Consider the following 22352-nt stretch of genomic DNA (forward strand, 5'->3'; position numbering starts at 1 on the left):
AACTCAATCTTCTTCGGGAGCCAACATGCGGAGAATTCCCGACTGAAAATTTTCCACCATTGCATCTATAGTAGGAAAGCTCCATAGTCCAGGCCCTAGCGAGCCTTGACTATCTATTTCGTAACTCAAAAAGCGCCGGATTAATGAAGCGTATGATTCTACATCATCGGACGACGTAAAGCGGGACTTGGAATCAGCCAGGTACTCATACTCGGGCGCGTGATACGGCCAATCCGTTGTGAGAATGGGTATTCCGAGAACCAGAGCATCTACCGCCACAAGACCGATTCGTCCTGGCATCACCAGGGCAGAGGCCGCTCGGGCGATCAAAGCCTGTTCGTCCGCAGAAACGTAACCCAGCATGGCAACTTGTCCCCGGGAGCGTGCTGCGTCCAATAAGTGTGCGTCGCTACCCCTGCCACCGATCACGACTCTTATGTCCGGGTCGGATAACCAGAGGCGGTCGAGAGTGGCGGCCAGAAAGTCAATTCTTTTGCTTGAGTCGAGGCCGCCAATGTAACCTAATGTTCGCCCAGTTTTGAGGTTGTGAGCTTCCATGAAGGAGCCCACTTCTTGGGTCGAAACCAAATCTCGCGCCAATACCAAGCTTGACGTGTCGGTAGCGTTCATTACCGTCGTCACCCGCCACTCGTCGACGCCTTTGGAGATCGCATGGTCGCGACCTCCCGGTGTGTATGCGAAGACATGATCGGAATTTCTTAGCTGCCAGTTTTCGATGGCCAGATCCAGTGGGTTGCCGTCATTGACATACGACTTGATGTGCCCCCACAGGCCGACCCTGAGGCGGTTTCGCTTTGCGTCGAGGATGGCCCTGCATGAATCTAGGGAGGACCCCAAATGCCCAACAATGACGCCATCTTCCTGAGCCCAGAGGCGGCGGGCTCCCCCTAGTCCGATCGTCTTGTCCATGACGCGCAACTGTCGTGGCGAGTAGCTAATAATCCAATCTGCTTCGACAGCATCACCTCTCTCTAATTGTCCAGGCTGAGGAGATGCGGCGGCAATACGACACCTAATACCTCGCATGGCCAACTGTTCAATCAATTGGGAGAAAAAGGCCTTGCGGTAAGTGGGGACGTAAGGCTGGACGATGAGGATCGATTTTCGATAATCAAGTGATTCACCTGCGTTGATCGACAATATCTAATGCACCCCCGTAGATGTACTCCAAGCGTTCGACAATTTGTTTCATGCCGAAATCATTCTGAGCCAAATCGCGTGCATTTCGACCCATTTGCTCCCGAAGGACATCATCGGACAGGAGCTGCGTAACTGACTTCAATAATGAACCGATAGTGGCATCCACAACGAAACCTGCTTTCCCTTTGATGATGGCCTCAGCAAGACCGCACGTCTCGGTGATTACTGTTGGCTTACCCAGGGACAAAGCCTCGAGCACGGACATGGGGTATGGTTCGTTGATCGAAGGCAGGACGTAGACGTCGCATCTGCTGATTCGATCGGTCGTTCTATCCGGTGCGATTGCTCCCTCCCAGTTCAGAACTTTGCTTATTCCGGACGCAAGAATTGCCTTCTTGATCTCCGTTCCTAGGCCGCCATCAGGACCTGCTAGGACGAATTTGACGTCGGGAAATATTGGATGGAGTCGCTTGGCTAGTTCCACAAACATTAATGGTCGTTTTCGCTCGTGAAGACGGGCAAGAAATAGAACCTCTAGTCCTGTCGTCTTCTTTGCCGAAGACGACGCAGAATTGGGGACGCCGTTTCGGAGCGGTTCGAGTAGTGGCGACACGTGGGCCACAGACTTCAGGTCTGTCGACTCTTGAGCGGTTAGAAAGAGTACCTTTTTTGCGTTTTCCAAAGCTGGTACAGTCCAGCGTCGATCCACTAGTCCGGCAAACGGATGGGATGAAGGGGTGATCATCCCATGGGTCTGTAAGACATAAGGCACTTGACGACGGCGCGCTAGCTGAGCGCTGGGCAAGGTCACCATATCTCGTCCCATATGTATGTGCACAACTTCGGCAGAGCCAATTGCGGATCTCAGCCATCTCTGTAATCCCGGCGAAAAGGTTCCCGAGAAGCCCAACTTCGGAACGGTCCGCGCTCGGAAAAGCCTCACAGGAACGCCGTCGAAGTGGGTGGGCAGAGTCCTGCCAAACCCGCGGGCGGCAGCCGCAAGTTCGACTTCGTGACCGGCAGCCAAAAGCGCCCGCGCCTGGTTTACTGCAACCCGCACGGGGCCCCCGTACGCTCCGTCGGGGGTAACCAGAGTCGCGATCTGGATGATTCTCAATGCCCATCTCCTGCTTTTATCGTCAACCCTCTGGGGGCAAGAACTCTCGCGCCCGCTGGAACATCTTGGGTTACAAGGGCCGTCGCACCGATCACGGCACCGGTTCCAACCGTGACGCCCCGAAGTACTGTAGAACGCGCAGCAATCCACACGCCTTCTTCGACGTGTATTGGGGCGTTGTCGAACTCGAAACTCTCCGAGTCGGAGCTGTGGCTACCTGTGCAGAGCAGAGCACCCTGCGATATGCATACGTTCGATCCGATTGTGATTGGTTCGAGGTTCAGCAGCCACGCATCAACGCCGATCCAAACATCGTCTGCAATAGTCAACTTCCACGGGAGGTGAATACGGACGCCGTGGCGGATCAAGACCCCTTTGCCAATCTGGGCCCCGAAAAGCCTCAGCAATGCCACTCGAACCCGAGATGGACACCAGAGGCGTTCGATCAAAAGCGCGGACGCCCCGAACCAGAGAGCTTGGATCCAAATAGGCCGGCCCTTGTCATAACCAGCGCCAGTAAACCTAGCTAGATGCCATTGTGTTGCCATGTTCGTAGATCATTCCTTCCCTATTTATCGGAATTATCGTGCCCTCGTATCTCAAGACTAGATTTAAAAGCGCGGTCAAAAACCTCGGCAAAGCGTTCTGGGGTGAACTGGAGTATTTCTGGTGACTCAATTCTGCCGTTCCAGTCGGTCGCAGACCTTTTCATCTGAACAGCCAAATCCTGGAGGCCAAGTTGCGCCGCATAAACACCTGCCATTCCTTGAACCGATGGCAGAACACCGCAATTTTCAGTGACAACTGCATGCATTCCGGAAGCTAGTGCCTCATTGACAACCAGTCCCCAAACCTCACGCTCCGACGCTAAAATTAGGGTGTGATAAAAAGACATCACTCGGGGAAGGGCGCTGTACTCGACGTATTCAAGCAATCTTATTTGCGACTCATTTGATCCCGCCATAAGGAGCAATTCCTCACGGAGAGGCCCCGACCCTATGATCGTTAATTCGTCTTCCGCTGTTGCGATTTCGTTAAATGCCTCAATGATGGCCTTCGTCCGCTTGCGCTGGATTAGCTGGCCAACATATAGGTAGCGATGACCCATTCCGTTACTCACTGAGTTGTCGGTCACATGGGAAGGAGAAACGTTGTGGAATTCGGTAACGTCAACGGCGTTGAAGCCCTGGATGACTTTTTCCGGTTGGACACCTAGGTGTCGTACTGCCTCGGCAGCGGCTACTCCTGGGACCACAACAAGATCCATAAACCGAAAGAATGTCGAGCGCATCCAAGCGATCGGACCAGTAGTGTGCGCCATAGTGTTCAGTGGGCTCTCATAGAACGCCACTCTAGGCACTCGAAACATAAGAGCGAAGGCTAAGAGACTCCAGTAGGCGGGTGATTCCCATCCGCCAAATAGCACAAGGTCATACTTGCGTACTGACAGCAGGGAAGCGACGTTTTTTAAGACATAATACCGGGATTCTCCGCGACTAAATTTCCAGCTCGGAAGCTCCTCAAATCGAACACCTGCAGTTTCTCGGTGTAGCCAATCCGTCCCTCGATTGGCTTCTGAATCGTGCTTGAGGCTTTCATTAGACTCTAAAACAGCTATAGTTAGTTTATAATTTTCAGCCAAGGACCGCCATACAGGCATGCGATATGGAGCTGCAAGATTTGTAACCCATAGAACCTCACACTCTCTTGGGTTCGATTCCTTTATGAAGCCCGAATTGACAAATGATGGGGGCTGCGAATCATGGCGCTGCCCAGCGATGAAGTTGATCTTTGAGAATCGGCGAAAAATACGCACTTTGGCTACTAATTCCCTCTGTGATAGGAACTACGATTGTTTAGCGTGGTTTCTTGTTCTGCATCTATTTCATTGCGCATTTGACCTAATTTTGTAATAAGAAGTATGCCCATGGACGTAAGAAGAAAAACTTGCGTGCAAAGGAAGGCCAAAGCCGCGCCCATTTCATGGAGACTCCCGGACAGAGTGGCAACCAAGCCGAGCTGCACTATTACTGATGACAATGTGATGGCCGCTATTGGTTTGTCGAAACCCCGTGCTTGAAGAAATACAAAAAGTGGCTGATTTGCGATAGCGAAGACTGTTGAGAGAGCAAGTACTCGTAGGACGTGTCCAGAACCTGCATAGCCTGGACCGAGTAATAGCTCGACGATGGCCGGTGCAAATATTGCGATGATAATGCAGAGACCAATAGCTAGCCAGAGAAGCCAAATGGACTTTCGAGCGGCGCGCCACGCTACCTGTGAATTCTGAGCTCTGGCGATATGAGGGGCCGATGCGGATGAAAAGGCGCTGGCCAACAGCGTCATGGGCTGTATCCATCGACTGACGGCGGCGTAGATACCAGCGGAGGCCGCGCCTCCGAACATTGACAATGCCGGGATATCCAGCGACTGCGCAGTCAACGCCACGTTTGCGATTCCATAATGGCCCGACTTCGACCAAGGATTTGTCGTCCGGAGCAGCGCCAACGCCGGACGGCTCGACGGAGGCGTCATCCACCAGCAAAGCAGCGCACAAAAAAGGCCGCCCGTTGAGAGAGACAGCCAAAGGCTGGAGACCGGCGGTATGCCAAGTGTAATCAACGCGATAAAGACTCCGCCGGCGACAGCCTTTTCGAATAGGACTGCAATTGCTATTAAATCGCCACGCCCAATGCTACGAAGCGGTACTTGAAAGGACTGATTCAGGAGCAGAAACATCGCAACGGGGGCTGCCATCCATAGACTGGTGGACTGGGCCAAAACTAGTGTTGCTACTGACCAGAGGCTCAGCGCTATCGCAGAATAGAGAAGTTTGGAGATGAGTCTCTTGCCGTGTTGGGAAGTGCTCAGTCGACCGGCGGCGAGTTCTCTCGTCCAGTAGGAGTTTGTTCCAAAATCGAGGAAACCAACCGCGGTCGTACCAACGGCAAGGGCAGTTACGACGAGTCCAAATTCGGAAGGATTTGTCGTTCTTGCCGCGACAATGTATAGGACGGCCATTATCACCTGAGCGGTTCCAGTGCTACCAGCTAGTACTATTGCCTGAAAGCCGATACTACGGCGCACGTCCACCTTTGGGCGAATCATCCTTCAACGCCTAGCAACTCCGAAGCAAAATCTGTTGGGGAAGCTAAAAACTCCGGTTCGGGATGAGGTTTCTGAGTCGCCCGTACAAAGGCTTGAGTCAATTCGACCTGGCTTAGTCTAACCCATTCCGCGCTGGAACCGATCTGACGGCAGTCGGAGCGCAAGGTTAAGGCTCCCGCGGCCACTACGGTAGTACCGGCGGCAACAGCCTTACCCAGTACGCCGCTGGGCCCCTCGTTTGAATGAGCGAGCACAACACAATCGAGCTCCGTTATCACCTGATCCATCTCGGAATCTGCAAGCAGTCGATTTAGAATTTCGACCCGCCCACCGTTTCGAAGAATCTGTTCAAGATAAGGTTGTGCCTGGTGGAGAACTTCATCCTCGATGCATCCGGCAACCGCCAGGCCTACATCCGGAAGATTCAAAGCCGCGACGGACGAAGCAACGAGTGGAAGATTCTTTCGCTGGCCGATGCTTCCGACTACTCCGAACCAAAAGCATCCGGTCGGCAATAAGCGGGAGCCAGGACGATGCGTATCGAAAGTAAGGCTCACCGGATCCCGCGACACCGGCATTAGTGAGAAGCCATTCCATGCCGCACTTTTAAGTATACGAAGTTCCACCCTGGGGCGGAGATTAGCCAACTGCAAGAGAGCGCCCTTGATCAAAGTCTTCGCGTATGCAACCCCGGGAACCTTGGACGGCTGGCCCTTTTCTCGCATCACGAGTGCCGTCACCGTGGCCGAAGTCGTCCAGCTTTTCCCCCTCGATAGTTCAAATGCGAAAGCATCACCATCCGGGACAACGACGTGGTCTACCCTGAGCTCTCTGGAAAGACGGTCGATTGTTTCCACTGAAAAATCGTCGAGTATCGCAACTTCTGTTGAACTAGCGACGTTTCCGAGATGCATAGTCCATTCAGGGCTGGAAAGGGCAGCATCCGTCGTCCCTATAAATACACGATTCCCAGCTTGCTCTGCGACGGCAGCCATCAGTGACACGTAGTACAACCTATGGCCATCAGCGTTCCCCTCCACGAGGAGAATGCGGCGTGCGTTAGATGGGTTCGCGGCTCTCATACACCTGGACCTTTGGACGGAAAGGTTGATGCCGGCCGAATCTGTTGTTGTGCCGCCACGTCATCTGCCCCGAGACTATCTCGTATGGGCACGGCAGATCTGCCTGCCATGGTCCTATTAATTGCATGCCCTGATATCTCCGATTCTGAAGTCTTATCCGTAGCGCTGTAGTAGCTATAGGCATACGAATCGGGGCCCTTAATCGGGAGGCGGTTTAGCACCATTCCTAGGATATTCGCGCCGACCATTTCCAAAGCGTCCAATGACTTCTTGAGCTCCTGTTGCCTCAATTTCTGCGCCCCGACAACGATCACCACCCCCCCTACATGTTGCGACAAGACGGCAGCATCAGTCACGGGCAACAAAGGCGGTGCATCAATAATTACCGAATCGAATACGGACTCCAAGCGAGAGATAACGTCCTTCATCTCGTCTGAGCCCAACAGCTCGCTGGGATTGGGGGGCACCTCACCGGACGTCAATACGTAGAGGTTGTCGTCGCCCCAAGGCTGCAGGAGGTCATTGACGTCTGCAACGCCTACAAGTGCAGTAGTTAGTCCTGCATTTCTTTCCAGTCCCAGATACTCGCCGATCATCGGCCTGCGAAGATCTGCGTCGACTAGGCAGACGGAGTGCCCCGCTTGGGCCAAGGAGATGGCCAAATTGGTGGCAGTCGTGCTCTTCCCCTCACCTGGAAGTGAGGAAGTGATCAACACTGCCCGAGCCCGGCCCGAAAAGTTCGCGAACTGAAGGTTCGTGCGAAGTTGTCTAAAGGTTTCCGCCCGCTGGCTTTGTGGCCCTGCTTGCGTGAGGAGGGGTTTCCTAACGGCGTCTTGATCGAAAGAAATACCGCCTAGAAGCGGCGCCTGGGTTACATGTCGGAGATCTGCTTCGCCTCTGATTCGGCTATCAAGCGTGGAGCGCAAGACGGCGGCGCCCATTCCGAACGCCAACCCAATGGCGAATCCCAAGAATAGATTTAGACGGGTGTTTGGAGCCGAGGGCGCCGAGGGTGCCTCGGCTGGAGTGACTACGGAGAGACTAACGGGCGAAGAACCTCCAGTCTTGGGCCTCTCGAGGTTGTCCACGACTTTGATGAGACTGTCCGCTACCGCTTGGGCAATTGCGGCAGCGCGAACCGGTGATCCATCTGCAACAGAGATCTTGATCAAGACTGTATTCAGATCCGTTGTAGCAGTGAGGTGCTTGGACAGCTCATCCGCGGTCGTATTCAGATCTAGAGCATCGATCGCTGGCTGCAGCACTATCGGAGTGGCCACGGTCTTAACGTACGACTGCACCCGCGCTTGGCTAAAGGTGTTTCCTTGCTGAAGATCCGCTACTGAACCTGAACTCTGAATGGCGACAAAAAGTTGTGTATCGGATGTATATGTCGGCTTAACTAGGACGGATGCCGCACCACCCCCCAGGAGCCCGATTAGCGTGGCGGCAACAATCAAAATTACATTGTTGCGCAGAATGCGCAAATAATCGCGTAGGTCCAAACCTGGTCCCCCTGAGTCGGCCATTGGGACCTGCCGCGGGGCACGCCACCAGAACGGCAATATTCGTGCTGTCCTGGCAATTGTACCGGGACTCCCGATGCTACTCTCACCCGACTCTTCTCACCCGACTCTGCAAAATGGCCGTCGTTTCGAGTGATGCCATTAGATGTCGAAGAGAACCGAGAAGGGGCGGGGCGTCAGCGTCTGACGGTTGTGTCGCGTTCCGGCTTGTTAGCGCTGGCGCTTTGCTTGTGGGGACGCCCCAAATGTGTGAGCAAGTGCAAGCGCGGTCACTACTTCCCGCGTTCTCCGTGCTCCCGTGCTGATCAGGTCTAGTTGCGTTACGTCCCGACTGACAGGGTCATTGCGCGGGGCGCTCCGATCCTGCTCTTCGATCTGCTTTTTAGTGAACAAAGGGAAAATCCGCTGGCTGTACGATCGCTGCCACAGGCCGTTGGCGTCGTTGACCTTGGCTGCCGCGCTGGCCGCCAATACGCAGCACCAAAAACGACGGAAAAGAACTGCTACCTTGCACCTCTGGATTGCCAGCTTGTTCGGCCGGTCATGCGGGGGCTTGGCCGCAAGAATTTTGTGCCAAAGCATTTACCTTATAATTGGCGAATGCACTCGCCGCTCGTCATCAAACAAAGAATTCAGTCCGAGTACTACGCTTTTGTCCTGCGTGGACAGGGTGCAATGTTGGCGCCGACGGCCCGGATCATTGGAAAGCCCATCGTGCAGATCGAGCAGATGTCGAAGCTGGTTATCGGTGCGCGCGTCCGGCTGATCTCCGACTCAAGGCGTACGGCGCTGGGCGTCAATCACCCGGTTGTGCTCCGGACACTGTCGCCAACTGCCCAGCTCATCATCAGTGACGACGTTGGCATCAGTGGTGGATCTATTTGTGCCGCTCACCGAGTGGAGATTGGCGCCGGGACAATGCTGGGTGCAAACGTGACAATTGCTGACACTGATTTCCATCCAGTGGATCACGAGTGGAGGCGTTACCAACCGACACCCCCATCGGATCCAAAGGACATGGTCCTGATTGGCCGCAACGTCTTCATTGGAACCGGGGCGGTCATCCTTAAGGGCACCGTCCTTCACGACCATTGCGTAGTTGGTGCAGGATCCATAGTGAAAGGCGAATTTGAGGCAGGCACGGTTTTGGCAGGAAACCCAGCCCGCGCCGTGCGGAAGCTGAACCTCGCACCTACTGGCTAGCTGCGATGGGTCCGCGGTGCAATGTAGTCCAACGGCGAGCCAGCACGCACGTGGTTGACCAATCGCACCTCAATAGCTGAACAGCCGCGCGCTGAAACGGCCAAGTCCATGGCAATAGCGCCTTGCTTCAAGCGCGGGCTCCCGCCGACGAGGCCGGCAGATGTTGCCTATGGCAGGTCGGCCTTACGGTCGTTGTGGAACCGATCGAGAACCAAGCCCCGGCTCTGGCGCGCGGCTGCTGGAAGACTTCTTCCGGCGAGCTTAACTGGCCGCTTACAGCGTCTCGCGGAACGCGGAATTAGAGAAAAAGGACATGGTGGCGGCAGCCGAAGTCTATGAGCTATGCGGTGCCGCTTATATACGCCATACACCACCCACCCCGTCCGCCGCGGTCCGACCTGACTCATTGGAGTTCAATCCGAGGCCACCCGTTTGTGCCGGTAGTATGACCGGATGAATCGAACGGCGATCAAGCCCGTTATGTTCGCCGTGGATGCTATCTGCGTCGCCACTGGCACACGCCGCTTGAATGATTGCATCTGCGGACTCGTCCCAGGGTTCTGGTCAGGTAGACGGCATGAGAAAACCTATCGAGGATAGGACGAAAAGCAAGGGGAGCTTTTGATGACTTTCAAGCAATCTGACATGGTCGTTCTGCCGCTGATGTTTGTAGCTATGTTCGTCCTGATCGCGGTCGCCATGAGCATGGGGGACAGCATAGCTATATTCGGGGCGATGGCCATGCCTGTGATGGCTTGGTTCGTGAACCGGAAGGTCTTCAACGCAACATACCTGTCACCAACGATTATCGTCTGCGGTTTCTTCACCCTGATCGGTATCGCTGGGTATGCGCTCCGCCAACCCCTAGCAGCCCTGGGCGGGCGCGGAACAAGCATTGCCCTAGCGCTCTCGGACGAACAGAACGTTTCCACCCTGTGGCTCATCTCTGGTGTCGCTACAACCACCATGCTGACTGCCGGGATGGCCATGCGGATGACACAGTCACGGCAGGCCGCTGGAATCGAGTTCCGCAAATTCACTTGGCAAGCAGCATCGCCGCCCGCATGGCTAGTTCTTGGGGCGGCTGTCCCGCTGATGGTCATCGTCTGGAATGCGGGTCTTCCTGATCTGCTAGCCAGAGACAGATACCTCTTCGCCGATAGGGGAAGTGTTATCAGTGCAATCGGGACGCCGCTGGCCACGGCCATGATCGTGGTCTTGGGGTATTTCTTCGGCTCCAGCAGAGGCGGCACCCGTGCCGCCTCGCTCATGCTGCTGCTCGGGTATACGGCTGTGCTGTTTTCGTTCGGCTCTCGGAGGTTCGCGCTCATCCCCATTCTGTTCGGCGTAGGTCTGTTCCTAGCAAACAACTCTAAAGTCTCACGCCTTGCAGTAGGCGTATGCGCCATACTCACAGCAGCACTACTTCCCCTCCCGCTGATGTTCCGGAGCTCCCTCAATCACGGCGTTCTGCCATATCTAACGCAGTGGGCACAGTTTTCGCCAGCGGATGCGGAGTGGCTGGCCACTCTTAATAACGTCATGGTGGCCTTTCCTATCATCGGTGCGTCAGCCTTCGGCCTCACCCAGGTGGACGTGTCTGACCTGTGGGTCTCGTTGAACCCAATCAGTGGGGAGTCCGCCGGATGGTACGAGATCGCCTACAAACTTCGCCTCAACGGCAACACCCCCATGGCAGGTATCGGGGAGCTAGCCAATGTGGGATGGCTGCCTGTGGCATTGTTCTCAATCGCGATGGGCCTCGTACTGAGCTGGGTAGAGAGGGCAGTGCGCCGACATGTAGTGAACGGAGCCCAAGTCTATGCGTCTTTGCTGCTTGGGCTCTCCGGGCTCTTTGCTCTCCAAATGGTTCAGTACAACCTTCGCTCGGCCGTTCGACTCCTGGTTTATCTCCTCATCCTCGAGGTTGGGCGGCGGGTTCTCGTCTCGATCCACCACTGGCTAGGACGCTGTAAGAGGCAGGCTCCAGCCGTCGTGGCGCAGCGAAGCTCACACTTGCAGCGTTCCGCTAGGTGAGCTGGGGCGGGAGCTCATTGACTCTGCCAGGTGCGTGACCGGCGAACCCGGGCAGACCCTGGAAGTGGGCAAGCCGTTCATCTCTGTGGCCCCGTCGGGGCGCCGGTTCCTGCGGCTGAAGCCGCGGCAGAAACGTACCGCGAGGAGGAAGGCCGGGTCAGGAAACGTGCTGATCGGTTACGGGACTCCCGGCGGCAGTGGCACCACCCGGGCGGACGAGAGCCCCGCCGGGTGGCTTCAGGCTCGTCCAACGACAGCGCCCCCCGGAGCCGGAGGCCCAGAAGGCGGCCGATGACCTGCTGCTGCTCCGCACCAGGGTCCCGGGGAAGCTGGGCGCGGTTATCTCCCCGCTGGTCCGGCGGATAGCCCGGGAACACGGCGTTGACCTCGGAGCGGTGCACGGGTCCGGCGACAGGCGGGCTGATCATGAGCAAGGACGTGGGGGGCGGCTATCGGCAGTCCGGAGCCGTCTACGGCAGATTCAATCTTCACCGCTGAACCTTAAGTAGTCCGGCAGGCTCAAACACCAAGGCCAAGCCGGGCGCAGAAGGAACTGACTCCCGCACAGGTCTGGGCATTTCCGCCCGGACACCGGTCAAGGGTGTCCGCAAAGCCGTGGCCGCCAACATGTCGCGCAGCCGCTCGGAGATCCCTGAGGCCACCCTCTGGGTGGACGTTGATGCCAACCGCTCTGGTGGAATTCCTGGCAGGCCTCAAGAAGGCTGATCCGCATAATACGCCGGGCCTGCTCGCCTTCATCGCACGTTTTGTCACCGCTGGGTTCAAACGATTCCCGGACCTGAACACCAGCATCGAAACTGCTGCCGACGGCTCCCAGGAGATCATTGGCTTCGCCGGAATCAACCTCGGTATCGCGGCCCAGACGGACCACGGACTGATGGTTCCGTCCATCCCTAACGCGGACAAACTCATCGCCCGCGAACTGTACGCGGAGATCTGCCGTCGTGCGCGACGGAAAAGCGACGCCGGAGCAACTGGTCAGCGGCACCTTCACCCTGAACAACTACGGCGTCTTCGGGGTGGACGGTTCCGCAGCCATCATCAACCACCCCGAGGTGGCAATCCTCGGAGTTGGCCGCATCATCGACAAGCCGTGGGTGGTGGACGGCGAACTCGCCGTCCGCAAAGTCACCGAACTGACCCTGACCTTCGACCACCGCGCATGCGACGGCGGCACGGCGGCCGGGTTCCTTCGGTTTGCAGTTGATGCTATTGAGAACCCGGGATCGGTGCCGTCCTCCCGTGGGCAGCGAGTCACGTTGTTGGCCACGTCCAGCTGGCGCCCAGCCGGCAGTCAGCTGGGCTTATGGACTCTTCCCTATGCTTGTTGAGTGAATTTTTGGTCAAGTAGTGGAATCCCGAACATGAAGGAACGCCCGTTGGCGCCCGAAACCGGGCTGCTGTCCGGTCGGCAGCACGCACTCGATGGCCTGCGAACCGTCGCGGTAGCGGGGGTATTTCTCTTCCACACCGTCACTGGGTTCGCCCCCGGTGGATCCATTGGCGTGGACGTTTTCTTCACGCTCAGTGGCTTTGTCATCACTCTCCTGATCATGAAGGAGTACCGCTCCACGGGCCGGCTGCGCGTGGGAGTTTTCTACGCCAAACGGCTCGTGCGGCTCTGGCCTGCGCTGCTGGTTCTTTGCGCTGTCATCGTTATCGGTGGTCTGGGCTTCCCGTCGTCGGGGTGGGGCGGCCAGGCAGCCGATGCCATACCGGCGGCTGTCTACGTGATGAATCTGTCCAACTTCGGAGCCTTCGGTTCCTCGACCGGCGGCGGCGCTCTGAGCCCAACGTGGACCCTCGCCGTCGAGGAGCAGTTCTACCTGATCTGGCCAGTGCTCCTTCTGTTGATGCTGCGGTTCTGGAAGGTCCGCACAGTCGCCTGGATAACCGCCGTCCTGGCGGCGGCGTTCCTCGTTTCACGGTTCTTCCTGGTCTCAGGCGGGGCATCGCTGGCCCGGCTGTACAACGGGCCGGATACAAGGGCTGACGAGTTGCTGCTGGGGTGCGCCGTGGCTCTGGTGTTGACGTCCATCAGCCCGGGCTCGCGGCTCCATGTCCAACTGCAGGCCGGTGTCCGCCGGAGCGGTCCGTTGGCGGGACTCGCCCTGGTGCTGACCGTGTTCACACTCAAAGAGCCGACCGCACCCGGAGCCTGGTTCGATATCTTCTGGACCGTCGGTCCCACTTTCTTGGCACTATTGGCCGGGCTCGTCATTGGATGGCTTGTCCTGCTGCCGGATGGCCTCATCTCAAGGGTCCTGGGCCACCGCTGGCTTTCCCGCCCGGGCCGGGACCTGTCCTATGGAATCTACCTCTGGCACTTGCCGGTCTTTATCCTGCTGATTCCCCTAGTCCCATCGCTCGCCGTCCGCGTACCGCTGACCGCAGCCCTGACCGTGCTGATGGCTTACGGATCATTCCGTTTTGTGGAGCGGCCCATCCGCCGATGGGCCTCCAGAAGGTTGGAGCCCGCCGTCGTCCGTCCCGTCCCGCAGCCCGCCCGGGAGCTGGAGCTAGCCGGACGGACCTAGGCGCTCCTTCGCGCCGACACGACGGTCTGCAGCCTGAGCACGATCGAGGAGGCCAGCGCCACCGTCGGGATCGGGCGCTTTGGTGACCAGGCCGTCGTCGACCATTACCCGGGCCCCTGCCCCCGGACCATTCTCCGCGGATGTCCGCCATCAGGTTGGTGGCGCCCAGCAGCATACTGACGTGCACATCGTGCCCGCACACGTGGATCGCGCCAGCCACCGCCGAGACGGATCACCTCTTACCTGAACGTGCTGAGGTTCTCCGCGACGCCGCCGGTATGATGTGCCGGGTGACGAGAAACGGTGGTGGACTTAACATGACCAAGCAGGAATGGATCAAGTACGGTGCACTCTTTCTGCTGGCCGCCGTTGCCTTCGGGGTAGCAGGAATCGCCCTGACGAATCCGCGCGGCCCAGGCGAAGCCGTAAGCCCAGTGACGGCAAGCTCTCCGGTGGCCACGCCGACTGCTACGGCGACACCGGCACCCACAGCCACTGCAACGGCCCAACAGCTGAAAATTCAGCTTCCCGCCCAGCCCGTCCTCCTGATTCTTGGCGACTCGTACACTGTCGGTGTGGGCGCGGACCAGCCGGGCCAGGGGTGGGCGTACCTTGTTGCCGGCTCGCTCGGATACCCCACCAACATCGACGGTGTGGGCGGAACCGGCTTCGCGTGGGGCGGTGGTCCGCAGGACAACCAGGCTCGTGAGTACGAAGTCCGGTTGCGGGAAATCGCTGAGGATCCGCGCTTCGTCCCCAACGTCCTCATACTGCAAGGCGGCCAGAACGACGCCCTGATCACCAGCCCTGATGAAATTCAAACCGCCACGGCGCAGACAATCGAGGCGGCCCGCAGGTTGTGGCCCGGCGTCCAGGTAATTGTTCTTGGGCCCTCGGCCCCCCAGCCGTTAGCGGAGGAACTCCAAGGTGCGAACAGCGCCGTCCGCGCCGGGGCCGCAGCCGCTGGAGCTCCGTTCATCGACGCCTCCGAGGCCGGCTGGTTCACGGGTGCCAACAGCCCGGGATTCGACTTTGACGGTGCGCACCCGAACACCGCCGGCCACGCGCATCTTGCTGAGAAGTTCCTGGAGTCCTGGGCCACGCTGATTCAGTGAGCCGCCTTCTGCGGACGCGGCGATTCCTCTGGGACACCAGCTACTAGCGGGTATCAACATCCTCAAACACCAGAAAAGTCTGCGTGTCCTGGACGCCCGGCATGGCCTGCAGCTGATCGAAAATCACCCGCCGTAGGTCGGTGTTGTCGATGGCGCGCACCAGCAGGATCACATCAAAATCGCCTCCCACGAGCGCGATGTGGTGGACCTCCGGAATCGCGCGGAGCTGTTCGCGCAGCTCACGCCACGAATGCTGGCTCACCTTCAACGTCACGTAGGCGGAGGACTTGAGGCCCGCCTTGATGGGGTCCACCAAGGCCGTGAATTTGGTCAGCACGCCTTCGCCGGTCAGCCTGGCAATGCGGGTGTACGCGTGGGCCCGGGAGATGTGGACATTCTCGGCCACCTGCGTCACGGACATCCTCCCGTCCCGGGTGAGTTCGGCGATGATCCGGCGATCGACGTCGTCCAACGGCACCTCGCCGGGCTCGCCTTCAAGTCGTGCCAATTCGTCCACCGCTCCCGCTCGTTGCCCAGATCACATTTCAATTCGTCTTCCAGAGTAGGTCCATACGGCGGAATCTTCCACGATTTGGCGAACTACTGGATACGAAACTTCCCTCAGGGACGGTTAGCGGTGGTGGGGCGTGTTCAGAGGACGATGTTGCTGGTGTAACGGATCTTCGCAGCAGCTGCCATCACATCGGAGACGATGCCCGGCGCGTTCAGGGGTGAGGAGAACTCTGGGGCGGCCGGTATGGCGTCCTCGGTCCACAGTGTCACCACCTTGCGACTCAGGGCCATGGCCGAGAGGGAGTACACGCCATCAAGGTCCGGCCACGTCTCATGGATGGCACGGGCCCAGGCTCGGGTTCGCTCCTTCTCGCCGAAAGCGATCTGCGCAGAACCGCCGGCCGGCAGCAGCCAGTCTCCCGTGAGGTCGGCCAGTACGAGGTCACGCGTGGTACTAAACGCCGTGACGTAAGGGTCGTCGCGGTCGACGTCAACGAAACGGGTCAGCTGGAATACCTCCGCCAAGCACGTCAGCACATCCTCACCGAGGTAGGCGGCACCCAGCGGCGCGGCATCACCTGGCGGCAGCGGGTGAGGTTCCCAGCGTGAGCCCGGCACGGGCCCCCAGGTGCGCAGTCGGTTCCACGGCACCACATGCCCCGAGGCGGTGAAGTGGATCCGCCACAGCACGGTGCCAGCCGGTATCGTCTTTGCTTCGTACCCCAGAGCCCGCAGGGTAGCCGCGTTCGGCGGGTACTGGTCCGGCATCAGTAGCCGGCCGCCAGTCCCTCGGCAAGGTCGACGACGACCTTCTTGCTGCCGCCGGCCTCCAGCCATGACTTGGCCGAGACATGCATTCCGTTCAGGACCAGGTCGGGTTGGGGCGTCAGGAAGAACCCGGCCACCGCCTGCGGGTGCAGGTCGTCGGGCAACGCACCCAGAACGTCCTCCAAGGAGGGGATCGACTTGTCACCCGTATCGGTAAACTGCCATTGCGGGAAGGCTAGCTTGCCGTTGACCAGATACGAGTAGAGCTTCCGTGCCGACTTGTAGTGCCGGATGGTGGACGCGGACATGTGCATACGCTCGGCGACCTCGGCGGCCGTGAGGGCAGAAGCGTCAAAAACGAGCCGGGCGGCGGCGTTCGCCGCGGAGGCTATAGCGACGGCGGCATGGTCGGCTGCGATTCCCGAGTTCTTGTCCCAGAAGTCCCGGTCGCGTGCGGACAACTCGGCTGCCGTCGTGCTGCGGGTCATGTCTTCCAGGGCTGAGACCAGGTCCTGTTCAGAAAAAGAGGGACGGGCAGAGTTGATCCATGCATTGAGGGTGCCGGCCCCGTGGTCGGTTTTCATTCCGGTGCGGCGGTCCTTGACAGCGATGATGTCTCCTAACGACCTCCACAGTCTATGCCATTGCTAATGATTGTGGGAAAGGAAGTTCTAGCCGCTTCCGATGAATGAAAGCGTCGCCCTGACCAATAAGGTCGGGGGCGTGCCAATTCGTCCACCGCTCCCGTCTGTAGCCCAGCTCATATTTCAATTCGTCTTCCAGAGTAGGTCCATCCGGCGGAACCTTCCACGATTTGCCGAAGTACTGGATACGAAACTTCCTCGAGGATGATACTGGAAGCGACTAGTGGCTACAGAAGGACGGAACAATGACGATCTCCGCGGACCACACTGCGCCGGACCAGGCCCAGCGTTTGCCGGCCGAAGATGCTGCATCCGAAGCGGTGCGCAAGTTCGGCATCACGGTGGAGGACTACATGCTGCCTGCCCGGCACCAGATCCAGATGGTGGATCCGGAGGGACGGCTCAAAGCAGAAGGTGAGCAGGGCACCGAACCCGGCCACGAATACCCGTTGCCCGCTGATGAGGAACTGCTAGCTGCCTACGAGCAGCTCGTCGTCGGACGCCGCGTCAACGACCAGAACTCGGCGCTGGTCCGCCAGGGGCGCATGGCCGTGTACCCGTCCAGCCACGGCCAGGAAGCCTGCCAGGTGGCAGCCGCACTCTGCCTTTCCGCCGGCGACTGGCTGTTCCCCACCTACCGGGATGCCGTGGCGGTCATGGCACGCGGTGTTGATCCTGTGGAGACCATGACCATCTTCCGCGGTGACTGGCACAGCGGCTACGATCCGGCCAGGCACAAGGTGGGCATCCAGTGCACGCCGCTCACCACCCAGCTGCTGCATGGCGTGGGTGTGGCGCACGCGGCCAAGCTCCGCGGCGAAGACACCGTAGTCCTGGCGATGTGCGGGGACGGCGCCACCAGCGAAGGTGACTTCCATGAGGCCCTGAACTTCGCCGCCGTCTTCCACCTGCCCGTTGTCTTCTTCGTCCAGAACAACAAGTACGCCATCTCGGTTCCGCTGGCGCACCAGTCCGTGGCGCCGTCGCTCGCCCATAAGGCCGTGGGTTACGGCATGGCCGGCGAACGGGTGGACGGCAACGACGTCGTGGCCCTCCTCGCTGTGCTGGACCGGGCCGTGAAGCTCGCACGGGAAGGTTCCGGGCCGCTCCTCGTGGAGGCACACACGTACCGGATGCAGGCACACACCAACGCCGATGATGCCACCCGCTACCGGCAGGACAGCGAGGTGGCCGAGTGGCTGGCCAAGGATCCCATCAGCCGGATGAAGACGTACCTCACCGGGCGGGGACTACTGGACGACGACGGCGCCGCGCGGATCGCGGAAAAGGCGGAAGCAGTTGCCACCCAACTCCGGGACGGCCTTGGCGAGGACGTTCCTGTGGACCCCCAGGAACTCTTCCGGCACGTGTTCTCGGTGCCCACACCACAGCTGAAAGAACAGTCAGCCATGCTGGCCGACGAACTTGCCCGCGATGCGTCATCTGAGGAGTCGCCGAAATGAGTCCGACCATCACCACCTCGTCCGAGGCGAACGGCAACGTCAGCGCAGCAACTGCGCGGGCTGCCGCTTCCGCCGCGGCGACTTTCGAGGCGTCGGGGCCTCAGCCTGTCACCATGGCCAAGGCCCTCAACACGGCATTGGCGGATGCGATGCACGCCGACCCGTCCGTCCTGGTCTTCGGCGAGGACGTGGGTCTCCTGGGCGGGGTTTTCCGCATCACGGACGGCCTGACCAAGACGTTCGGGGAGCAGCGCTGCTTCGATACGCCGCTGGCCGAGTCCGGCATTGTGGGCATGGCTGTGGGGATGGCCATGAACGGGATGCGGCCGGTGGTGGAGATGCAGTTCGATGCGTTTGCGTATCCGGCGTTCCAGCAGATCGTCAGCCACGTGGCCAAGATGCACAACCGCACCAGGGGCTTGGTGAAGCTGCCCATGGTGATCCGGGTTCCCTATGCCGGCGGGATCGGGGGAGTGGAGCACCACTGCGACTCCTCCGAGTCCTACTATGCCCACACCGCGGGCCTGAAGGTGTTCACCCCCGCCACGGTTGCCGACGCGTACCGGATGCTGCGGGAGGCCATTGATTCGGACGACCCCGTCATGTTTATGGAGCCCAAGAAGCTTTACTGGTCCAAAGACCTGGTGGACCTTGAGGATCTCCGGGTGCAGCGCTCGGCCAACGCAGCAGCCGGGACGTCCTCGGAAGGCCGGGCCGCCGTCGCCCGTCCCGGGACTGACGCAACGCTCATCGCCTACGGGCCGTCGGTGCCCACGGCGCTGGCGGCGGCCGCGGCAGCTGCCGAGGAGGGGCGCTCGCTGGAAGTCATCGACGTCCGCTCCATCGTTCCGTTCGACGATGAGACCGTGTGCGCGTCCGTCCGTAAGACCGGCCGGGCCGTGGTGATCGCTGAAGCGCACGGCTTCGCGTCCGTGTCCTCCGAGATCGTGGCGCGGGTCCAGGAACGCTGCTTCCACTACCTCGCCGCCCCCATCCGCCGCGTGACGGGATTTGATGTCCCGTACCCGGCGCCGAAGCTCGAGCACTACTACCTGCCCGGCGTGGACCGTATCCTCGACGCCGTAGACGACCTCCAGTGGGAGAACTGACCATGAGTGAACCGAAAGTATTCCTGCTCCCTGATCTGGGCGAAGGCCTGACCGAAGCCGAGCTGGTCAACTGGCTCGTGTCCGTGGGCGATGAGATCCGCGTGGACCAGCCCATCGCCGAAGTGGAGACGGCCAAGTCCATGGTGGAAGTCCCGTCCCCGTACGCCGGCACTGTTACGGTGCTCCATGGTGAGCCCGGCCAGACGCTGGACGTGGGCAAGCCGCTGATCTCGGTGCTCCCGGTTGGCTCGGTGGTTGAGCCTGTCGAAACCAAGTCTGCCGAAACCGGCGCTGCTGAGGCCTACCGCGAGGAGGAGAAGGCCGGGTCCGGAAATGTGCTGATCGGCTACGGGACGCCCGGCGGCAGCGGCGCTGCCCGGCGAACCAGGGCTCCCCGCGACGTGGGTTCGGCAAGAACAACCAACAACAATCCGGTGGTTGAGCCTGACGCCCAGAAGGCGGCCGATGACCTGCTGCTGCTCCGCACGAGGGTCCCCGGGAAACTGGGAGCCGTCATTTCACCGCTCGTCCGGCGGATGGCCAGGGAGCACGGCGTTGATCTCGGCGAAATTCGCGGCTCGGGTGACAGCGGGCTGATCATGCGCCGGGATGTTGAGGCCGTGATCCATCCGGTGGTTGAGGTTTCGACAGGCTCAACCACCGGCGGCGTGGACGCGCGCACAGGTCTGGGCATTTCGTCCCGGACGCCTGTCAAGGGTGTCCGGAAGGCCGTTGCCGCCAACATGTCCCGCAGCCGTGCGGAGATCCCCGAGGCTACCGTCTGGGTGGACGTGGATGCCACGGCGCTGGTGGAACTCCGGGCAGGCCTCAAGAAGTCTGATCCGCACAATACGCCTGGCCTCCTCGCCTTCATCGCACGTTTTGTCACCGCTGGGTTAAAAAGATTCCCGGACCTGAACACCCGCATAGAAACCACTGGCGACGGCTCCCAGGAGATCATCGGGTTCGCCGGCATCAACCTGGGCTTTGCCGCCCAGACGGACCGCGGACTGATGGTCCCCTCGATCCGCAACGCGGACAAACTCAGTGCACGCGAACTGGACGCGGAGATCCGCCGCCTCACCGCCGTCGTACGCGAGGGCAAAGCGACGCCCGAGGAACTGGGTAGCGGCACCTTCACGCTGAACAACTACGGCGTTTTTGGCGTGGACGGTTCCGCGGCCATCATCAACCACCCCGAGGTGGCGATCCTGGGCGTCGGGCGCATCATTGACAAGCCCTGGGTGGTGGAGGGGGAACTCGCGGTCCGTAAGGTCACCGAACTGACGCTCACCTTCGATCACCGCGTGTGCGACGGCGGCACAGCAGCCGGATTCCTGCGGTTTGTAGCCGATGCGATTGAGAGGCCGACGTCCATCCTCGCCGACATATAGGTGGCCTTGGTGGACGAAACCGCAGAGCTGTTGGGCGAGCACCTGAAGCAATGGAGAATCGTGCTTGGCCTCAGCCAGGAGCTGGCCGCGGACCGGGCTAATCTCTCCATGCCCACAGTGCGCCGCATTGAACGCGGCGACACGGGCGTCAGGCTGGGAAGCGTCCTGGCCCTGACGTGCGCGCAGCTGCCAGGTTTCGTCCCAGCTGCAAGCAGAACGGCCCTACCCTCAGTTGTATCAATGGGCAGTGTCTCCCAGCAGCCAGCTCATTGCTTCGCTCCTGTAAGTGAAGAACTTCGTGGGGGCATGGGGCGCGTTGATGCCAAGGAAAAAGTTAGCAACGACTCGATCTACCGGGCTGGAACCGAGTAGGGCGATCCGTGAAGCCGCGCACGGGATGGACCATACGGCGCGCGCTTCGCGGCTGACAGTTTCCGTAGCAGCCATATCGACCAGCATGGGATGATCGACGCCGTTGCAGACCTCGTTGACCATCGCCATCGCTGCCCTGGCGTCGGCTACGTCGATTTTGGCGTGGGGCGTCCAGATTAGATGGACGATACCGTCGCCTCGGAGCTCGACAGAGCCTTTTCCTCCTTCTAGTGGAGTTCGCCGCACTCGATGGCCTTCCGTATTGGTTCTGGACCCCATGATAGTCGGCACCAACGCGGCTGCTACACCGGCCCCGGCGGATGCCGGAAGCAAGGCCTGTACTTCTCACGGACCCTTCCCCGCAAGCCTCTCCGATGCGAACTGCGGCCCGTAGGGCCAGACCAAAATAGTCCTGCGGCCAGGGGATCGGTTCTGATACGAAGGCCCGCACCCCATCACCTGGCTTATCTGGCCAGGCTCAACCCGGGCACAGGCTTCTCTGCATTTTGCAAGTGCCTACACTTTGGTCAGTTGGAGATGTCTTTTGCATCGCTGAGCCCGGCGAGGGCTTTGCGGAGTCGGGCATCGGCTTCGTCCGCGACCTCCCGGACGGCCGGGCTGTCGCTGAGCTGGACCATGGTTTGTGGGTCGATGGCGTCGATGGTGGTTTCGTGCGCGTTCTTGCCTCGTCTGACAACGACATTGCATGGAAGCAGCGCACCGAGTTCCGGCTCGGCTGCGAGGGCGCGGCTCGCCAGGGTGGGGTTGCAGGCGCCGAGGATCACATAGTCGCCGATGGCGTCGGCGGCCTCGGTGCCGAGTTTGGCCTCAAACGTGGAGCGGACGTCGATTTCCGTCAGTATGCCAAAGCCTTGTTCACCGAGCGCCTCGCGGGTGCGCTGGACAGCGTCCTCCCAGGACAGCGGGACGGTAACAGTGTGGGTATAGCTCATGAGCCTGCTCCTCATATGTCGTTACAGATACGGCCGGTTCAGGTTGGGGGCCGCGCCGGGGCAGTTTGGGGGGAAACTGCCCCGGCACGGCGTTTGTGGGTCCCTGCTTGTTAGGCGAGGGAGAGGAAGAGCTTTTCCAGCTCTTTTTTGTCCATGGTGGTGTCTTTACGGACGATGCACTGCTCAAGGCCGCTGGCGATGATGGCGAACCCGGCCCTGTCCAGGGCCT

The 22352-nt window shown here is 59.7% G+C and carries 21 protein-coding genes and 3 pseudogenes; 11 read left to right on the plus strand and 13 right to left on the minus strand.

Annotated features, from left to right (window positions below; all coding sequences use genetic code 11):
- Positions 1-3: 3 nt before the first annotated feature.
- From NG698_RS18820 to NG698_RS18850, 7 genes are all read right to left on the minus strand, one after another.
- On the minus strand, positions 4-1161 hold the full coding sequence (locus NG698_RS18820) for a glycosyltransferase (RefSeq protein WP_252611595.1): 1158 nt from the start codon (positions 1159-1161) through the stop codon (positions 4-6).
- Positions 1142-2278 carry a glycosyltransferase gene (locus NG698_RS18825; RefSeq protein ID WP_252611597.1) on the minus strand — a complete coding sequence of 379 codons (1137 nt, stop codon included), beginning with the start codon at positions 2276-2278 and terminating at the stop codon, positions 1142-1144. The genes NG698_RS18820 and NG698_RS18825 overlap by 20 nt, the downstream gene beginning before the upstream one ends.
- Positions 2275-2826: a DapH/DapD/GlmU-related protein gene (locus tag NG698_RS18830; RefSeq protein ID WP_252611599.1), complete on the minus strand. Its 552-nt coding sequence runs from the start codon at positions 2824-2826 to the stop codon at positions 2275-2277. Before NG698_RS18830 ends, NG698_RS18825 begins: the two co-directional genes overlap by 4 nt.
- A 20-nt stretch (positions 2827-2846) precedes the next feature.
- The gene (locus NG698_RS18835) at positions 2847-3920 is read right to left on the minus strand and encodes a glycosyltransferase family 4 protein (protein WP_252611601.1); all 1074 of its coding nucleotides are present in this window, start codon (positions 3918-3920) and stop codon (positions 2847-2849) included.
- 182 nt (positions 3921-4102) lie between these two features.
- Positions 4103-5386 (minus strand): lipopolysaccharide biosynthesis protein, encoded by a 1284-nt coding sequence (locus tag NG698_RS18840; protein ID WP_256471252.1) that lies wholly within the window; start codon positions 5384-5386, stop codon positions 4103-4105.
- A complete protein-coding gene (locus NG698_RS18845) occupies positions 5383-6390 on the minus strand; it encodes a glycosyltransferase family protein (protein WP_252611605.1) in 1008 nt (335 codons plus the stop codon). The genes NG698_RS18840 and NG698_RS18845 overlap by 4 nt, the downstream gene beginning before the upstream one ends.
- 74 nt (positions 6391-6464) lie before the next feature.
- Positions 6465-7997, minus strand: coding sequence for a tyrosine-protein kinase domain-containing protein (locus tag NG698_RS18850; protein ID WP_374210105.1), 1533 nt, complete (start codon positions 7995-7997; stop codon positions 6465-6467).
- A 597-nt stretch (positions 7998-8594) separates the two neighbouring features.
- On the opposite strand from NG698_RS18850, the gene NG698_RS18855 reads away from it, so the two are divergent.
- From NG698_RS18855 to NG698_RS18885, 7 genes and pseudogenes are all read left to right on the plus strand, one after another.
- Positions 8595-9197 (plus strand): acyltransferase, encoded by a 603-nt coding sequence (locus NG698_RS18855; protein ID WP_252611615.1) that lies wholly within the window; start codon positions 8595-8597, stop codon positions 9195-9197.
- 624 nt (positions 9198-9821) lie between these two features.
- The gene (locus tag NG698_RS18860) at positions 9822-11234 is read left to right on the plus strand and encodes a hypothetical protein (RefSeq protein WP_252611618.1); all 1413 of its coding nucleotides are present in this window, start codon (positions 9822-9824) and stop codon (positions 11232-11234) included.
- Positions 11235-11431: 197 nt separating this feature from the next.
- Positions 11432-11743 (plus strand): E3 binding domain-containing protein, encoded by a 312-nt coding sequence (locus NG698_RS21830; protein WP_252611620.1) that lies wholly within the window; start codon positions 11432-11434, stop codon positions 11741-11743.
- A gap of 118 nt (positions 11744-11861) precedes the next feature.
- Complete coding sequence (locus tag NG698_RS18870; protein ID WP_252611638.1) at positions 11862-11960, plus strand: hypothetical protein; 99 nt, start codon at positions 11862-11864, stop codon at positions 11958-11960.
- Positions 11914-12586, plus strand: a pseudogene (locus NG698_RS18875) (2-oxo acid dehydrogenase subunit E2). The gene NG698_RS18870 and the pseudogene NG698_RS18875 overlap by 47 nt, the downstream one beginning before the upstream one ends.
- A 33-nt stretch (positions 12587-12619) precedes the next feature.
- A complete protein-coding gene (locus NG698_RS18880) occupies positions 12620-13792 on the plus strand; it encodes an acyltransferase family protein (RefSeq protein WP_252611621.1) in 1173 nt (390 codons plus the stop codon).
- A 317-nt stretch (positions 13793-14109) separates the two neighbouring features.
- Positions 14110-14907, plus strand: a complete 798-nt coding sequence (locus NG698_RS18885) for an SGNH/GDSL hydrolase family protein (protein WP_252611623.1) — start codon at positions 14110-14112, stop codon at positions 14905-14907.
- Positions 14908-14950: 43 nt separating this feature from the next.
- Here NG698_RS18885 and NG698_RS18890 read toward each other — a convergent pair whose 3' ends face one another.
- The 3 genes from NG698_RS18890 to NG698_RS18900 form a co-directional block, all read right to left on the minus strand.
- Positions 14951-15415 (minus strand): Lrp/AsnC family transcriptional regulator, encoded by a 465-nt coding sequence (locus NG698_RS18890; RefSeq protein ID WP_248759136.1) that lies wholly within the window; start codon positions 15413-15415, stop codon positions 14951-14953.
- 143 nt (positions 15416-15558) lie between these two features.
- A complete protein-coding gene (locus NG698_RS18895; RefSeq protein ID WP_252611625.1) occupies positions 15559-16188 on the minus strand; it encodes an RES family NAD+ phosphorylase in 630 nt (209 codons plus the stop codon).
- The gene (locus tag NG698_RS18900; RefSeq protein WP_252611627.1) at positions 16188-16772 is read right to left on the minus strand and encodes a helix-turn-helix domain-containing protein; all 585 of its coding nucleotides are present in this window, start codon (positions 16770-16772) and stop codon (positions 16188-16190) included. The genes NG698_RS18895 and NG698_RS18900 overlap by 1 nt, the downstream gene beginning before the upstream one ends.
- 305 nt (positions 16773-17077) lie before the next feature.
- On the opposite strand from NG698_RS18900, the gene NG698_RS18905 reads away from it, so the two are divergent.
- The 4 genes from NG698_RS18905 to NG698_RS21835 are packed head-to-tail and all read left to right on the plus strand — an operon-like array spanning position 17078 to position 21170.
- Positions 17078-18295 carry a thiamine pyrophosphate-dependent dehydrogenase E1 component subunit alpha gene (locus tag NG698_RS18905; RefSeq protein ID WP_252611628.1) on the plus strand — a complete coding sequence of 406 codons (1218 nt, stop codon included), beginning with the start codon at positions 17078-17080 and terminating at the stop codon, positions 18293-18295.
- Positions 18292-19404 carry an alpha-ketoacid dehydrogenase subunit beta gene (locus NG698_RS18910; RefSeq protein ID WP_252611630.1) on the plus strand — a complete coding sequence of 371 codons (1113 nt, stop codon included), beginning with the start codon at positions 18292-18294 and terminating at the stop codon, positions 19402-19404. The genes NG698_RS18905 and NG698_RS18910 overlap by 4 nt, the downstream gene beginning before the upstream one ends.
- Positions 19405-19406: 2 nt before the next feature.
- Positions 19407-20798 (plus strand): dihydrolipoamide acetyltransferase family protein, encoded by a 1392-nt coding sequence (locus NG698_RS18915; RefSeq protein ID WP_252611632.1) that lies wholly within the window; start codon positions 19407-19409, stop codon positions 20796-20798.
- Positions 20799-20807: 9 nt separating this feature from the next.
- Positions 20808-21170, plus strand: a complete 363-nt coding sequence (locus NG698_RS21835; RefSeq protein ID WP_308216151.1) for a helix-turn-helix domain-containing protein — start codon at positions 20808-20810, stop codon at positions 21168-21170.
- On the opposite strand, the pseudogene NG698_RS22055 reads toward NG698_RS21835, so the two are convergent.
- From NG698_RS22055 to NG698_RS18935, 3 genes and pseudogenes are all read right to left on the minus strand, one after another.
- Positions 21117-21449 (minus strand): annotated as a pseudogene (locus tag NG698_RS22055) (DUF7793 family protein); the annotation flags it as partial. The gene NG698_RS21835 and the pseudogene NG698_RS22055 overlap by 54 nt on opposite strands.
- 248 nt (positions 21450-21697) lie before the next feature.
- Entirely contained in the window at positions 21698-22123 is a 426-nt protein-coding gene (locus NG698_RS18930) for a DUF302 domain-containing protein (RefSeq protein WP_252569992.1), read from the minus strand.
- A gap of 110 nt (positions 22124-22233) precedes the next feature.
- A pseudogene (locus NG698_RS18935) lies at positions 22234-22352 on the minus strand (cytoplasmic protein); the annotation flags it as partial.

This window comes from Pseudarthrobacter raffinosi, assembly GCF_023913735.1.
Taxonomy (GTDB): Bacteria; Actinomycetota; Actinomycetes; order Actinomycetales; family Micrococcaceae; genus Arthrobacter; species Arthrobacter raffinosi.

Coding starts and splice junctions, on each gene's coding strand:
- NG698_RS18830 (WP_252611599.1), bottom strand. CDS start 2,826: ATGGCAACACAATGGCATCTAGCTAGGTTTACTGGCGCTGGTTATGAC.
- NG698_RS18840 (WP_256471252.1), bottom strand. CDS start 5,386: ATGATTCGCCCAAAGGTGGACGTGCGCCGTAGTATCGGCTTTCAGGCA.
- NG698_RS18850 (WP_374210105.1), bottom strand. CDS start 7,997: ATGGCCGACTCAGGGGGACCAGGTTTGGACCTACGCGATTATTTGCGC.
- NG698_RS18855 (WP_252611615.1), top strand. CDS start 8,595: ATGCACTCGCCGCTCGTCATCAAACAAAGAATTCAGTCCGAGTACTAC.
- NG698_RS18860 (WP_252611618.1), top strand. CDS start 9,822: ATGACTTTCAAGCAATCTGACATGGTCGTTCTGCCGCTGATGTTTGTA.
- NG698_RS18870 (WP_252611638.1), top strand. CDS start 11,862: ATGTCGCGCAGCCGCTCGGAGATCCCTGAGGCCACCCTCTGGGTGGAC.
- NG698_RS18880 (WP_252611621.1), top strand. CDS start 12,620: ATGAAGGAACGCCCGTTGGCGCCCGAAACCGGGCTGCTGTCCGGTCGG.
- NG698_RS18885 (WP_252611623.1), top strand. CDS start 14,110: ATGACCAAGCAGGAATGGATCAAGTACGGTGCACTCTTTCTGCTGGCC.
- NG698_RS18895 (WP_252611625.1), bottom strand. CDS start 16,188: ATGCCGGACCAGTACCCGCCGAACGCGGCTACCCTGCGGGCTCTGGGG.
- NG698_RS18900 (WP_252611627.1), bottom strand. CDS start 16,772: ATGAAAACCGACCACGGGGCCGGCACCCTCAATGCATGGATCAACTCT.
- NG698_RS18905 (WP_252611628.1), top strand. CDS start 17,078: ATGACGATCTCCGCGGACCACACTGCGCCGGACCAGGCCCAGCGTTTG.
- NG698_RS18910 (WP_252611630.1), top strand. CDS start 18,292: ATGAGTCCGACCATCACCACCTCGTCCGAGGCGAACGGCAACGTCAGC.
- NG698_RS18915 (WP_252611632.1), top strand. CDS start 19,407: ATGAGTGAACCGAAAGTATTCCTGCTCCCTGATCTGGGCGAAGGCCTG.
- NG698_RS18930 (WP_252569992.1), bottom strand. CDS start 22,123: ATGAGCTATACCCACACTGTTACCGTCCCGCTGTCCTGGGAGGACGCT.